Genomic DNA, 13,588 nt, shown 5'->3' on the forward strand with positions numbered 1-13,588 from the left:
GCCAAAAAGAAATCCCCCAAAAGGGGGTTTCTCTTCAGTCTGAGGAAGAGGGCGCTTGTCCTCTTCCTTTTTTCATGGGGTATGGATTTGCTGTATGAGCCAATTTCTCGCGTCTTCTCCTGTAAGAATATCTGGCTGCTCGACGGTACCGATATTAATACTTCTAATAGTAGCTTCTTCTAAACCGGTTACTCCTTTTAATTGCGCTCCTCTAAACAGCACTTCTTCAAATGAAGAATAACGAATATCTGCATTCTGCAAATCGGCTTCTCTAAAATCTGCCTGATAAAAAAGAGCATTCACTAATTTTGCCTTCCGCAAATCGGCTCGCGCGAACACCGTTTCGAAGCAAGAGCTTTTGACAAAGTTTGTCTTTTGTAAATTAGCATTTGAAAAGTCTGCATAAGAAGCTTCACTTTTGATGAAGATAGCGTTTTCCAAATTCGCAGATCGAAAGGTAGAGGAATACAAATGTGCCGCATAAAAATCTTTGTCCTTCAAATTCATCCCGTCAAAAGTACTGGCGATCAGACGTGATTCGACCAGACGATACTCCGTTACGTCTATGAAGCGAAAGTCTACTTCATCCACAAAGAACCTCACTCCCTCTTTCCCAAGCGAATCAGCCCATTGTTGATGCAAATCTAATTGCTTGATGATATCGTCCTTCATGAAAACCCCTGCCTTATCCGATAAACAAAATGACTTCTTTTCGTTGGAAAGCTTGCGGTAATTTTTCCTTCGATATGCTACAGCTCTGCTCTTCCCGTTCGGATCGCATACGCATAGTCTCTGCGTCCGTTTTCTTCCGCTCTTCTCGCTGCCTTCTCGAAGTCATATGGAACCAATACATGCTCCACAAGCCACGAGCCGCCTTGCGGTTTTACCGTGACGTACTTGGCATGCGGGGTTTTCGATTCCATCGAATGCGGGTACGGCGTTTCTTCAAAATACGCTGGCAACCCGACACTCCCCGGATTTACTACGAGCTTCCCATCTGGGAGCCACACGGATTTGGGTACATGAGAGTGTCCGCAAAAAATGACCTGCTGCTGAATGCCGGTCAGCTCGATCATTAAGGCATTTGCGCTTTTGTCTTCGATTCCATATGGAGCGACATTCTCCAATAGGTACACATCATCAGCAAAAGGTGTGCCGTGGCAAAACAAGAGATCATCAAACGTCCATTGCTTTTCGAATGACCCGATCCAGCTGAGCATTTCTTCTGTCAACAGTGGCTTCACGTATTCGAAGGTGATGGACTCCATTTGCTCTTGCAGTAAATATCTGTCACAATTACCCATGATGTGTACCATCCCAGGCCGCTCCATCAAGAGCTCTGCCGTTTTGAGCGGATCAAGCGGTCCAAATAAGGTGTCGCCTAAATTTACAATGGTTTCAATTCCGCGAGAATCAATGTCGTGCAGCACTGCTTCCAAAGCATAAGCATTGCTGTGAATGTCGGAGATCACCGCGATCGTATGGTTGATAGGGTTCAAGTTCGTTTACTCCTTTACGAATTAAAAGCATATATTCTTATCGTATTACCGCAAAATTATGTGAATTTCTTGTTCCCTATTGTAATGCAGCAAACGTGAAAATCAAGAGGATGCCCTTCTTTGCGTACAGAGGGGCATCCTCTTCCTGTGCAAATTTCCATTTTCATAAAAAAGTTTGAGAGGGGTCCCCTCTCCTTATCGTCTATAGTAGTGAACACCAAAACGGTTTCGTCCGTTTTGTTTGACCACAATCGGTCAGATTACATTTCATGAAAAACGTCGAGACGTTTTTCACAAAAAGGAAAGCTGCGCAGCACCTTTTTGCAAGGAGGTAACAAACATGCAGGACGATCGAGAGGTCATTGCGGAGGTTCTTCAAGGAAATAAAGAGGCTTATGCTCTGATCGTCAATAAATACAAGGGAAAAATCGCTTCGATTCTTGGGCGCACGCTCCACCACTCCCATGATGCCGAAGACATGGTGCAGGAGGTTTTTATCAAGGCGTACTACAGTCTGCCAGATTATAAACCCAACTACTCCTTCTCTGCCTGGCTGTATCGAATCGCGATCAATCGTGGGATTGACGAGCTGCGGAAACGAAAGCGGATGCCTTTCGTAACAGAGATGGATGTCGAGGTCAGGGACGAATGTCCGATCCCAGAGGAAGATTATCTGGAAAAAGAACAGCGTCATGCTTTGCGACAGCAGATGATGACACTGGACAAGAACCACAGGACGATTCTCGATTTGCATTATCTCCAGCATTTAAGCTACAGGGAGATCGGCAACAAACTATCTTTGTCCGTAGATACCGTGAGAATGCGCCTTTCCTATGCCAGGAAAAAGCTGCGAGACCAGCTAAGCAAGCCAGAGAAAAAAGGGGGTACCCCGCTTTGAATTGCCTTACGCAAAGACAGCTGATCGCCTACATGGAAGATCGTTTATCACCAGTGAACAAACGAAATGTCGAAAGTCATTTCGATCATTGCACACACTGCCAGCACCAACTGGAGCAATGGATCGATGAGCTGTACCAAACAGAAGAAACGATGTGGGAAAACTCCCTCTCAGCAAATATGGATCAAAAGATTATTCAGATGCTCTCCCCTCATCCCGTGAGAGTATTGAACCCTGCTACACCTACACACCAACCACCTGCGTGGAAACAAAGGAGTATCACAATCATGAAAAGAATGACGCTTGCCGCCGCTGCATTAACCATCGTCGTATCGGGAGGAATGCTCGTCTCCCCGACCTTTGCTAGTTATGTCCAGGCTGCTTTTACGAACAGCCCGATTGGTAAGGCTGATCCTGTAGCACCTGTAAGTAATAGTATTCTTCAAAAGTCCGGAGACCCTGGTATTGAGCAAGCAGCCAAAAAAGGTTTCGCTCAAACAGTGAATGCAAGTGCGACCGACCAAGGTATCACTTTTGAGGTGAAGGAAGTAATGGCTGATCCTCTGCGCATTAGCATAGCTGCTATTGTAAAAGACAAGAATGGCAAACCGATGGACAGTTTTTTGACCGAAATGATCAGAAGAGATAACAAGGAGCAAGTCATTACAATCAAAGACAAACAAGGGAACGTACTGAAACCTGTTGAATCGTCTGCAAATGAAGACACTCGCAAACCAAATGAAGATTGGCACAATGTTATGAATGTAGATACTGGTTACATGTCCTTGGATCGTGATCTGCGCAGCTACTTTGATGATATCAGTGAAATTCCGGACGAGCTGATTGTAGAGTTCAACCTTAAACAATTGGACGACATCAAAGGTAACTGGAGGTTGTCCGTACCTGTTGACATGAAAAAGGCAAAGGCCGCAACGAAGACACATGAAATCAACAAAACATACACGACTCCGCAAGGACTCAAGCTGGACGTAAAACAGATGACGTTTGCACCAAGTGGGGTGGAAATGGTCATAGATCGCTCGACTACGGATAACCAGCGAAAAGAATACAGCTACGTGTTAGTCAATGAAAAGGGCACAGTCGTCGCCGCTTGGGATTCCAAGGCTGTCATCCGTGAAGCCAGCAAACAAAACAATGTCATCCCGTATTTGAAATGGGATCACAGCCGCTCTACTGAAAATGGAACAAGAGACTTCCACTACTTCCAACCAATCGACGCAAGCCAAAGCCTTACCTTCAAGCTCGGGTCTGTCTATACAGAGGAAACCGCTACGCTTAACGCGAAGTTGGACGCCAATCGCCTCGAGAAGAAAGAAGTCCTCACAGCGGATGACCAGGGAGATCAGTTTACTTTCAAAAAATATCAAAAGGATCCAAACGCAGTCGTTGATTTTAAAGGCTATGACGGTCATCACCGCGTGAACGACGATGGGACTACCACGAAATTGGAAGGCTACCACCTGACATTCGAGGCAACTCTCTCTCCAGATACTGCCGCTATGGGTCCCTATCAATACTGGACCATTACAGATGAGACCGGGAAAAAATACGAAGACCCCGACTACTTAATCGATAAAACTGAGTATGAAAATGGCCGGGCGATTTTTGGAGGTACGATCTTCTTAGAAAACCTCACAGCCCTGCCTAAGCAACTGATTATTACTTCCGAGAAACGAATGGTTGAACACAAAAATGTAGAGTGGGAAGTACCGATTTACGCCGAAAAATAAGAGACACACTCATACACAAAAGGCTGATGGTACCCTTCGTACCGCCAGCCTTTCTTTTTACGAGATGTATTCCTGCTGCAAAATCCCCATGTGCACGAGATCATGCCATTTTCCCTCTCGAAACAAAAACTGCCGCGAGATCCCCTCCTGCTTGAATCCGAGCCTTTCATACAGCTTTATGGCTTTTTCGTTAAAGGAAAAGACGCGAAGCGATACCCGATGCAGATTCATTTCCAAAAAAGCATAATCCAGCAGTAGCTTCAGCGCTTCTCCTCCATACCCTTTTCCCCAGTATTCCTTCTCTCCAATATCAATGATGCATTCCGCATGGCGGTTTTTCAGGTCGATTTGAATGAGCGAAGTAATCCCGATCGGTCGATTGGTTTGGCTGTCTACGATTATGTAGCTCTTCGAGGAGCTTGCATGCAGGATGACCTGATTCACAAACCCGTTCGTATCGTCCCGGGTAAAGACGTCCATAGACGGACTTGTTGTCCGCATGACTTCCACGTCATTTCTCCACGTGTGGTAGACGTCCACATCCTCCCCCGTCATTTTTCTCAGATAGATTCTCTCTGATTGAAACAGCATTCTTCCCCCTCCTTATTGAACCGGTCCCAGCATCGCTCTCAATGAAAACAACAGTGCTTCCATCTGCGCGGGCACCTTCGTTTTCTCTGCGCCCAAATGCGCGGTATCCAGCATCAGTCCATCGATAACCGTGATGAGATAGCGAGCAATCGCCTCAGGTGGTAGCTGTGGCTTGAACTCACCTGTCGCTGTCCCATGCGCGAAGAAAGCTGTCAACACATCGACCATTTTTTCATAGCGAGTCGTGACGTATGGATAGGTCTGTTGCTTTTGCTGGTCTTTCAGTGACAGGAAAAACTCTGAGTTGGCTTGGGACAGTGTTTGTTCGATTTTCTCGATCTCAACCTGCTGTTTGTAGACCCATTTGGTGATTTGATTCCAAGACGTTTCGCCAGCAATTGGTGTAAAAAACTGTACATCCTGTTGATCCTCGAATTGCAACAGCTCCAAATATAAGTGCTCCAGGTTGTCGAAGTAAGCGTACAAGGCTCCCCGCGATACACCAGCCTCGTCCATGACGTCTTGCATGGTAGCCCGTGTATAGCCTTTTGAGATGAACACACGTTTAGCCGCTTGTAGCAGTTCGATTTTCTTTTTGGTTTTGTATTCGTCGCTTACTTTTGGGGCCATCGGGTTTGGGTCAACCTCCTTTGAACAAAATATACATAGATGTCGTTTTTGTTGGTGAGAACATTATAAACGACATTTATGTCGTTTTTCAATCTCTCATAATTTCTTTCAACGAGAATAGCCACATATCCAATCATTGGAAAAACCATGGCATATCCTGTGTTAGATTGTCATGAAAGGATGGGGCCTTCTTGAAAAGAAAAAAATCGAAGGGATTCAGGAAAGTCAACGGACGCTTGATACAATATGGCACTTATCAGGATTATCGCAGAGACCTAGCCAATCGTCTTCGAGAAGAATGTGAGCGGCTGAATCCAAATGATCCGAGTGGAGCTAATTGTTGTTACCTTTGTGCTAGATGTGCCATCTATGGGAATCGCTATGGTGACTATGACTGTAACGCCTGTAATTCTTATGAATGTAGGGGAGGGTAAACGGCGTTCCGAGGTATAGGAAACGCGAGAAAGCACCCTGCTTCACCAGTAACAGTGATCCAGGGTGCTAAAATAACAAACCTGTTCTATTGCGTCCGATCCGGTATAACAAACGACACCGTCGTTCCTTCACCCAGCTTACTCGTGATGCGCAAGCCCTTCCCGTACATTTGCGTCAGTCTCCGATTCGTGTTGGACACTCCGATTCCGCCTCTTTCCTTCTTCGACAAATCAAGAATTTGCCGCACAGTCGCTTCCTCCATCCCGATACCGTCATCCTTCACCTCAAAAAGAGTGGCGTTCTTTTGCCGGACGATGCGGATATGGAGAGTTCCTCCCTCTATTCGGGTAAAAAGACCATGGTTGATTGCATTCTCAACCAGCGGCTGAATGGTTAATGGCGGGATGAGAAGATCGATATCAGGCTCGACCTCCCACACGATCTGTATCCGCTCGCCAAATCGTTCCTTTTCAATGTAAAGATAGGCTTGGACGAGCTCCAGCTCATGGGAGAGTGCAACTTGTTTTCCTGTATTCAAAAAGTCAAAGCTGATATGCAAGAAGGCGGTAAACGCATCCCCGAGTTTACGCATCTTCTCCGTATCAATATCGCTCAATGCCATAATCGAGCTAAGTGTGTTGAACAAGAAGTGTGGGTGAATTTGCGCCTGCAAGTAGGCAGCCTCCATGCGAAGTCGTTCATCGACTGTTTGCTTGAGCGTGGTCAAAGACCATACGCGATATTTCAGCTCCATGCCATCGACTGGTTTGCAAACATAGTCATTCGCACCAGACAAATATCCGGTGTATACATCCTCAGACTGGCTGCGCGCCGTTAATAGCAAGATCGGAAGCTCGGAAACAGAGAAATGCTCCCTGACCTTTTGCGTCAGCTCGTAGCCCGACATATGCGGCATCATGACATCGATGATAAGCAAATCCCACTGCTCTGTAAAAAGCAGATCGAGTGCGTCTCTTGGCGATGTACACGTGGTGATTTGGTAATGCGAGGATGAGAGCATTCGATCCAGCACCCTTAGGTTAACCGGGTCGTCATCGATCGCTAATATGTTCGCCTTTCTGTCAACAGATGCATGCGCAGCCGTTTGCTGGAAAGCCAATATATCTGGAGCTTCACTATGCCCTATCTGCTTGGTAGCCATCACTTGATTGTTCTTATCTATCTGCTCCACATATTGGTTCTCTGCTGCTTTCATCTGATCTGTACTAACCACGGGCAGCCAGAAGCTAAATACCGAGCCTTTGCCCGGTTCAGAGACGACTCTCAGCTCGCTATCATGCAGCTCTACCAACTGTGTACAAATAGCAAGACCGAGGCCGATTCCTCCTCCATCATTCGTTGCTTGTGCTCCCTGTTCATACGGCAAAAATATACGTGCCCTGGTATGCTCATCCATCCCGATTCCTGTATCGGATACATAGATCGTCACCTGTCCGTCCACGATCTCAGCAGAAACGATGACCGATCCTTCTTCCGTGAATTTCAGTGCATTGTGAACAAGATTGAACAGAATCTGGACTAGCCGCTTCTCATCTGCCAAGATTGGCGGGATGGATTCCGGTACGTCCATTTTCAGTTGAACAGGCTTGCCCTCTACCATATAGGTGAGCATGCTGATGATGCCGGAAACTACCGATTGAATTTGCAACGGCTTCTTCTGCAACACGATATGCTTGTCCTGCAATCGCACGACATCTAGCAAATCGTCCAGTAAATGCGCCATTCTGCGGCTGATCGTGATTAAGAGCTCCATATCCTGTGTGCTGCGACCACTCATGGCATGCTTTTCATTGTTGACGACAGTCTGGGCGATATTCATGATGCCGTGCAATGGCGTCCTCAGCTCGTGTGAGGTATGGGCGAGAAACTGGTCTTTGAGCTTGTCCGCTTCTTTCAATTGCTCCGTTAGCTTTGCCTTTTCCTCTGCATTGCGAAAGAATCGCTTAAACCAATAGGCAGAAAAGCTGACAAGAGCAGCAACCAGATCAAGCGGATAAAACACGTACTTGATATCAATGACTTGATATTCCATGATTGCGGACCATATGACATTCGAAAAAATACTCGTTGCAGCAATGAGCAAAAACACAGCGTCATGCTTGTTTTGCATGAGCATGCGGCTGATTTTGAAAATAAACAGCAACAACGGGCCGAAATAAATAATGACTAAAAATGGCGTTCCAGCTAATATATACACCCATTGTGCCGTTCCAAGTACGATGACTGCCGAATAAAGACTGAGCACGAAAAAATATGCCCTGAACGGCTTGGAATATTCTTTCTCTTCCTGATCAGATAGACTCCTGACCAATAATATCATCAGCAGAGGCTGCCATATGTAGGCGAGCACGTCTACCTTGATCGACCATGTATAATCGATCGGGAGCCAAAGTAACAGCAGATTGTCATAATCAGACACAGTCTTTATCCCCACGCAGGACAGCAACAGCAGAAACACGAGAAACTCTTTGTAACGTGCATTCAATACATACAGGATACCGGCATACAAGCCATGTAGCAACAAGATGAGGAAGGTTGTCATCTGAAAGCCGATAGAATACCAACGTTCGGTGTCAATTGCGGCCTGCGACCCGAAGTAAATCGATCTGACGATGCCCCCTTCAATTGGATTATGAAAGTTGGCCGTTCGGACAAGCACTTCAATGACCTTTGCATCACCTGCAATGTATGTAACCGTGAAGGATGCCTTCTGCGGCGTGTACTCTTCCGCTGTTGTCGCGGGCACTCCGACTCTGGCTGATATCTCTCCGTTAACCTCTACGGTAGCAGATGCCTCCACTTGCGGAACCCATAAGGTATATGGCTGATTTAGCGGTTGATCGACCAAGATCCGTAAACGGTATGTTCCATAGCCATACGATGACGGAGAGTCCCTGGAAAAAGCGCTGCTCCAATTGCCAGGCACTTGAACGTATTTGCGTTCGTAATTCGAAGATTGCTTAAACTCCTCATGCGTAATCAAAGAATCAGGGTAAAACTCCCATTCCCCATCCAGTGAAATGGACGGGGAATTTTCAAAGTCCCACCCGCGCATATCAAGAACCCCTTGAACCACAGACGGATGCTCTGGAAACGCATGAAACGAAAACCAGAACGCCCGAAGACCTAGTAGAAATGCTAAAAACAAGAGAAGAATCACAAGATGCTTACTTATGAGTGCTTTTGAATGACTCCGATTAAGGTTGCTTTGCTTTATCATAGTAAGATCATCTTTCGACACGATTCGAATTATCCCTTGTCAAATTACAGTTCACCTCGTCCTATTTTTCTCACACAAACTGTCTACTATCGTTATTCCGCCCAAACCGATAGATGGCGATCAAGGCAAAAACCGTTGCGAATGCGAGCAAAATGGCCATGTTCAAATACAAGCTCCCCAGGCTGTATCCTTGTTGAAGCTTATTCACCGTATCGAGCAACCAATGCTGAGGCAAGAATGTTGAAATTTTGCGCACGGTGTCCGGCATGATTTCCATTGGAAAGAAGCAGCCAGCCAGAAGGCACGTCGGTACAATGATCAGGTTGGAAATCGCTCCGGCACCTGCTCTGCTCTTCGCAAAGGCAACAGTCATCAGAGAAAGTGCGATTGCCCCCAGCGCAAACACGAACAACGGCAGCATCATTTGACCATACGAGACGCCTGCATCTATGCCGAAGACGTTTTTCATGAGGAGTAAGGTTACGATGATTTGCAGCAGCAAAATAAACATGCTGACGATAATATTCGAGAAAACATAGGATCTGGCCGACATCGGCGAAGAAAGGAGTCGCAAAAAGGTGCGATTCTCTTTTTCTTTTAAAATGATCTCCGACATGTTCACCGCTGAAAACATCATGAACATAATGAGGAAACCAATCGATTGATTCGTCATACGCGTCACGTTCGAGGTGTCTTGCAGTGTTACCGTATTGAGCTTGTAGCTTTGCTCGTGGTATGCCGTATACAGCTTCGTGAACTTCGCCTCATCCGTTTGTGTCGCTTTTCCAATCGCGGCAAGATTGCCAATATAACTGTGCAGCATGGCCTTCATGTAGGCTGTAACCTGTTCACCTTTTACTGATACAATATTCAAGTGTGCTGGCGCCCCTTTTCGAACACTAGCAGCATACCCTGACTCGAAAACAATTCCGCTATCCAGCTCACCAGAAACGATTTGTTCACGCATCATTTGTTCGTCGATGACTGTGACCTTGATAGATTCCAATCTCTCGAGAAACCGGATCGTGTCCTGCGTGATCACCTGGTCCCCATCTTGATTGATGATTCCGACATGGATCTTGTCGCTGCCTGCATTGCTGTAAAGGGTGAGAGACAGCAGAACACCTAGAATCGGCAAACCCAAGTACGTGAACCAGCTTTTTTTGCTGCGAAACGTCTCCATCAGCGTTTTCCGAATGAGCCATAGCATTTCATTCATACAAAAGACCCCTCCCTTCTGCGCATCGTGATAACAGAAATGATGATGAACGCCGTGGCAATGCTCACATTCATCGCAATCGCAAACCATGCGCCTCTCGGATTGTCTGTGTAGATGATTTGCATCAGACCTGTATTCGCCCAGTGAAGGGGAGAGAATTTGGCCAAAAGGCTGAAGAAACCGGTTGATTGATCAACGGGAAAATAGGCACCACCTACAAAGGAGGCGACTTGCGTAAAAATATTGTTGATAGCCCTTACCCCTTCACCTTTAAAAAGAAAGCTAATCCCCAGACCCAAGCTTACCGCGAGCAACACCTCTGTCAAAAGCACGAGGATAACCATTCCGTAGTGGTTGCCCCAATCTGCTTGGAACACGATTTTGCTGACTAAGACCACGACGAGCACGAAAAACAGATTGACGAGCGTACTGCCGATCATTTTTCCGGTAAAAACGGCACCTTTGCTGACAGGTGCTGCCATTAATCGTGTGGACGTTTTGTTCGTTCGCTCCTTGGTGAACAAATAACTCGCAGAATACATCGAATAGAGCCCAATCATGGTCGTCATCGCAATCGCGTAATAGTCGATTGCCCCCGGTTTTTTATTTGGATTCAAGGTCGTTTCACGAATAAAATCATCACGCTGTCCGGTACCCTTGACTATTGCCGAAGCAGATTCGGGATCTATCTGATAAGCTGCGGATGCGAGCGAGTACCGATCTGCAAAAACGGTTAGCATCCCCGCAAGGATATTACTTCCTATCGCATTCTTGCTGCTTCCATAAAACTCAATCCCCCCATCACTGACGACTGCGTACCCCGTATAGCGATCCGAGCGTACTTCCTCCTGCCCGTTCATGCCTGAACCCTCTTGAGCGACCTCCACTCCTTTATCACCCAATGCTTTGATAAACGAGTTCCACGCCGTAGACATTTGCTCATTCGTCCCGTTGCTTTTATACAGCAAGCGCATGTCTCCTACGGTCCTCGTATCGTCGAATGCATTGGAAAGGGCGGAACCTAATATCAGCATCAGGATGATGGGAAGTGCTAGCATAAACATGAACGTTCTCTTTTCGCGAAGGCTGGACTTGATTTCTATTACAGCGATATTCCATATATTCATGGCAAAGCCCCTCCTCTAGTCTCGCAAGTTTCGACCGGTTAAGGTCAAGAACACAGTCTCCAGATTCGGCGCTTGCTCTTCAACGGAGCGAATTTCTACCTGATCCTTGATGAATTGTTGAATGATCCGGTTCAGGTTGTTGATCTCCGTTTTCGATACGATTTTGATCGTATTCTCTTCTTGAAGCACCGCATTCACACCAGGAATCGCCTTAATACCTTCGAGGTTTAACGGTTCATCTGCCCTGACGCCAATCCAGATTTCCTTCGCGTCGGTAATAATCGCTTTTAGCTCCTCCTTCGATCCTTCCGCGATGACTTTTCCATGATCAACGATGGCAATGCGGGTGCAGATTTCTTCGACTTCCTCCATGTAATGGCTCGTATAAATGATCGTGCAGCCCATGTCGTTGAGCTTGCGCACCGAATTCAGGATATAATTGCGCGAATGAGGGTCAATCCCGACAGTAGGTTCGTCCATGATGATCAGCTTTGGTCGATGGGCAATGGCACAAGCGATATTTAACCGACGCTTCATACCGCCAGAGAAGTTTTTGGGAAAGCTAGTAGCTTTGTCACCGAGACCTACGAATTCAAGCGCCTCTTCCGTCCGTTCGCGCAACAGTGATCCACGCAGTCCATACAAGCCAGCAAAAAACCTCACGTTTTCATAGGCAGTCATATCCTCGTAGATGGCGATATCTTGTGGTACGATACCGATGTTCATTTTGGCGAATTTGCTGTGTTTCTCAATGTTTTTTCCCAGCAGGGTAATCTCACCCTTTGTTACGCGCAACAGAGAGGCGATCATGTTGATCGTTGTGCTCTTTCCCGCTCCGTTGGCCCCCAGGAAACCAAAGATTTCTCCTTCACGCACGTTCAAGGACATATTGTCGACGGCGACGAAATCACCGAATTTTTTCGTTAACTGACGAATTTCCAATACATGACTCACGTAACTCACTCCCTTCGTGGTTATGTCTGCATTGTAATAAAAAAGGATGCCCCTATGTCAGTGCATAAGTTCATCCCTTGGCATATGAGAATTCTCATGTTGTTTCTCATGATCTTTTTCATTCGTTGCGATAAGGCAGCAGTGTGGTCACGCTAAAGCCTCGCGTACCGTCTACAATCACCGTTCCACCAGCGGAAGCAGCTCTCTCCTCCATCCCGAGAATGCCAAGCCCTTTTACAACCTTTTCTGCACCCGCCCCATTGTCTGTAACCACTGCTTTAATGAATGTATTCAGTACCCGTACCTCTAGGGAAATCACTGTCGCCTTCGCATATTTAAGTGCATTCGTGACCGCTTCCGTCGCATTTTGCTGGATGATTTTCCACTGAATCGGTGTAATGACGTCAATGTCCCCGTCAAAAGTAAGCGTGGCTGACACTGTCTCTCTCGCAGACAGCTCATCGACAAATAGCCGAAGTCGATTGATTCCCAGCTCCTCCGGTCGTGGCTTCACATCCTTGAGTGTCACCCTAATTCGCTCCAGCCCTTCCTTCGATATTGCGATCGCATTGCGGAGCAGCTCGGATGCCTTGTCCTGATCAGTCGCCATCAGCAGTCGCGACGCTTCCATTTGTATCAGCGCACCTGCAACCGCATGCCCTACATCGTCATGAATTTGTTGGGAGAGGCGATTGCGCTCCTCTAGTTGAATGGTATAGGCTGACTGTCGGAAATACTCATGATTTTCGTTTAAGGTGCGAGTCAATCTGTATAAATCCTCTTTCTGCTTCTCCCGTTCAGCCTCCAGCCTGCCGAGCTTATCTGTCAACATACTGCCGCATCTATACAGAAAAAAGCTAAGCAAAGCCGTAAATAGAAACAAGGGCACCCATTCAGGTGGCACGATGAAAAATGGCAACAGCATACATATAAATACGACCACCGGCTGCTTATCAGCCAAGAATGCTAGCTCCAAAATATTGATCGGCAAGAGAAGTACAAACAACGGGTCAAGTATGAGTCCACTCGCTATCACGAACAGGATGGATAGCCCAACAAACCATTGCTGATGATTCCTCTTTTTCAAGATGAGAATAGTGAGATTAATAGCCAAATACAACAAGTACACAAGAATTTGCCACGGGTCAACTTCAGACGTCGGATGAGCAAGAAAAGAAGTCACGATGATAAACCCAAGCACCACTGCCTTATTAGCCATTGTCCATAATTCCATCGGTCGTGA

11 protein-coding genes are annotated in these 13,588 nt (G+C 46.6%); 2 read left to right on the forward strand and 9 right to left on the reverse strand.

All coding sequences use genetic code 11. The features are described 5' to 3' along the window. Positions 1-72: 72 nt before the first annotated feature. Together ASG16_RS09170 and ASG16_RS09175 are read right to left on the reverse strand one after the other, a co-directional pair. Positions 73-672 (reverse strand): pentapeptide repeat-containing protein, encoded by a 600-nt coding sequence (locus ASG16_RS09170; RefSeq protein WP_056495051.1) that lies wholly within the window; start codon positions 670-672, stop codon positions 73-75. A 77-nt stretch (positions 673-749) separates the two neighbouring features. Continuing rightward, positions 750-1,499 carry a metallophosphoesterase family protein gene (locus ASG16_RS09175; RefSeq protein ID WP_056495048.1) on the reverse strand — a complete coding sequence of 250 codons (750 nt, stop codon included), beginning with the start codon at positions 1,497-1,499 and terminating at the stop codon, positions 750-752. A gap of 340 nt (positions 1,500-1,839) precedes the next feature. Between ASG16_RS09175 and ASG16_RS09180 the strand changes: the two genes are divergently transcribed. Both ASG16_RS09180 and ASG16_RS09185 read left to right on the forward strand, forming a co-directional pair. After that, a complete protein-coding gene (locus ASG16_RS09180; protein ID WP_056495041.1) occupies positions 1,840-2,397 on the forward strand; it encodes an RNA polymerase sigma factor in 558 nt (185 codons plus the stop codon). Then, positions 2,394-4,148: a DUF4179 domain-containing protein gene (locus ASG16_RS09185; protein ID WP_056495039.1), complete on the forward strand. Its 1,755-nt coding sequence runs from the start codon at positions 2,394-2,396 to the stop codon at positions 4,146-4,148. The genes ASG16_RS09180 and ASG16_RS09185 overlap by 4 nt, the downstream gene beginning before the upstream one ends. 57 nt (positions 4,149-4,205) lie before the next feature. On the opposite strand, the gene ASG16_RS09190 is transcribed toward ASG16_RS09185, so the two are convergent. From ASG16_RS09190 to ASG16_RS09220, 7 genes are all read right to left on the reverse strand, one after another. After that, the gene (locus ASG16_RS09190) at positions 4,206-4,739 is read right to left on the reverse strand and encodes a GNAT family N-acetyltransferase (RefSeq protein ID WP_056495036.1); all 534 of its coding nucleotides are present in this window, start codon (positions 4,737-4,739) and stop codon (positions 4,206-4,208) included. A gap of 12 nt (positions 4,740-4,751) precedes the next feature. Next, positions 4,752-5,369, reverse strand: a complete 618-nt coding sequence (locus tag ASG16_RS09195) for a TetR/AcrR family transcriptional regulator (RefSeq protein WP_056495035.1) — start codon at positions 5,367-5,369, stop codon at positions 4,752-4,754. A gap of 520 nt (positions 5,370-5,889) precedes the next feature. Beyond that, positions 5,890-9,045: a hybrid sensor histidine kinase/response regulator gene (locus tag ASG16_RS09200; RefSeq protein ID WP_056495027.1), complete on the reverse strand. Its 3,156-nt coding sequence runs from the start codon at positions 9,043-9,045 to the stop codon at positions 5,890-5,892. Positions 9,046-9,115: 70 nt separating this feature from the next. Then, positions 9,116-10,264, reverse strand: a complete 1,149-nt coding sequence (locus ASG16_RS09205) for an ABC transporter permease (protein ID WP_056495024.1) — start codon at positions 10,262-10,264, stop codon at positions 9,116-9,118. Continuing rightward, the gene (locus tag ASG16_RS09210; RefSeq protein ID WP_056495021.1) at positions 10,261-11,391 is read right to left on the reverse strand and encodes an ABC transporter permease; all 1,131 of its coding nucleotides are present in this window, start codon (positions 11,389-11,391) and stop codon (positions 10,261-10,263) included. The genes ASG16_RS09205 and ASG16_RS09210 overlap by 4 nt, the downstream gene beginning before the upstream one ends. A gap of 15 nt (positions 11,392-11,406) precedes the next feature. After that, on the reverse strand, positions 11,407-12,345 hold the full coding sequence (locus ASG16_RS09215; RefSeq protein WP_048031181.1) for an ABC transporter ATP-binding protein: 939 nt from the start codon (positions 12,343-12,345) through the stop codon (positions 11,407-11,409). 118 nt (positions 12,346-12,463) lie between these two features. Next, positions 12,464-13,579, reverse strand: coding sequence for a sensor histidine kinase (locus tag ASG16_RS09220; RefSeq protein ID WP_056495018.1), 1,116 nt, complete (start codon positions 13,577-13,579; stop codon positions 12,464-12,466). Positions 13,580-13,588 lie beyond the last annotated feature (9 nt).

The organism is Brevibacillus sp. Leaf182, from assembly GCF_001423865.2.
Taxonomy (GTDB): domain Bacteria; phylum Bacillota; class Bacilli; order Brevibacillales; family Brevibacillaceae; genus Brevibacillus; species Brevibacillus brevis_C.

What these genes read in the sequence shown, in the direction of transcription:
- ASG16_RS09180 (WP_056495041.1), top strand. Translation starts at nt 1,840, where the DNA reads ATGCAGGACGATCGAGAGGTCATTGCGGAGGTTCTTCAAGGAAATAAA.
- ASG16_RS09205 (WP_056495024.1), bottom strand. Translation starts at nt 10,264, where the DNA reads ATGAATGAAATGCTATGGCTCATTCGGAAAACGCTGATGGAGACGTTT.
- ASG16_RS09195 (WP_056495035.1), bottom strand. Translation starts at nt 5,369, where the DNA reads ATGGCCCCAAAAGTAAGCGACGAATACAAAACCAAAAAGAAAATCGAA.
- ASG16_RS09220 (WP_056495018.1), bottom strand. Translation starts at nt 13,579, where the DNA reads ATGGAATTATGGACAATGGCTAATAAGGCAGTGGTGCTTGGGTTTATC.
- ASG16_RS09190 (WP_056495036.1), bottom strand. Translation starts at nt 4,739, where the DNA reads ATGCTGTTTCAATCAGAGAGAATCTATCTGAGAAAAATGACGGGGGAG.
- ASG16_RS09210 (WP_056495021.1), bottom strand. Translation starts at nt 11,391, where the DNA reads ATGAATATATGGAATATCGCTGTAATAGAAATCAAGTCCAGCCTTCGC.
- ASG16_RS09200 (WP_056495027.1), bottom strand. Translation starts at nt 9,045, where the DNA reads ATGATAAAGCAAAGCAACCTTAATCGGAGTCATTCAAAAGCACTCATA.
- ASG16_RS09170 (WP_056495051.1), bottom strand. Translation starts at nt 672, where the DNA reads ATGAAGGACGATATCATCAAGCAATTAGATTTGCATCAACAATGGGCT.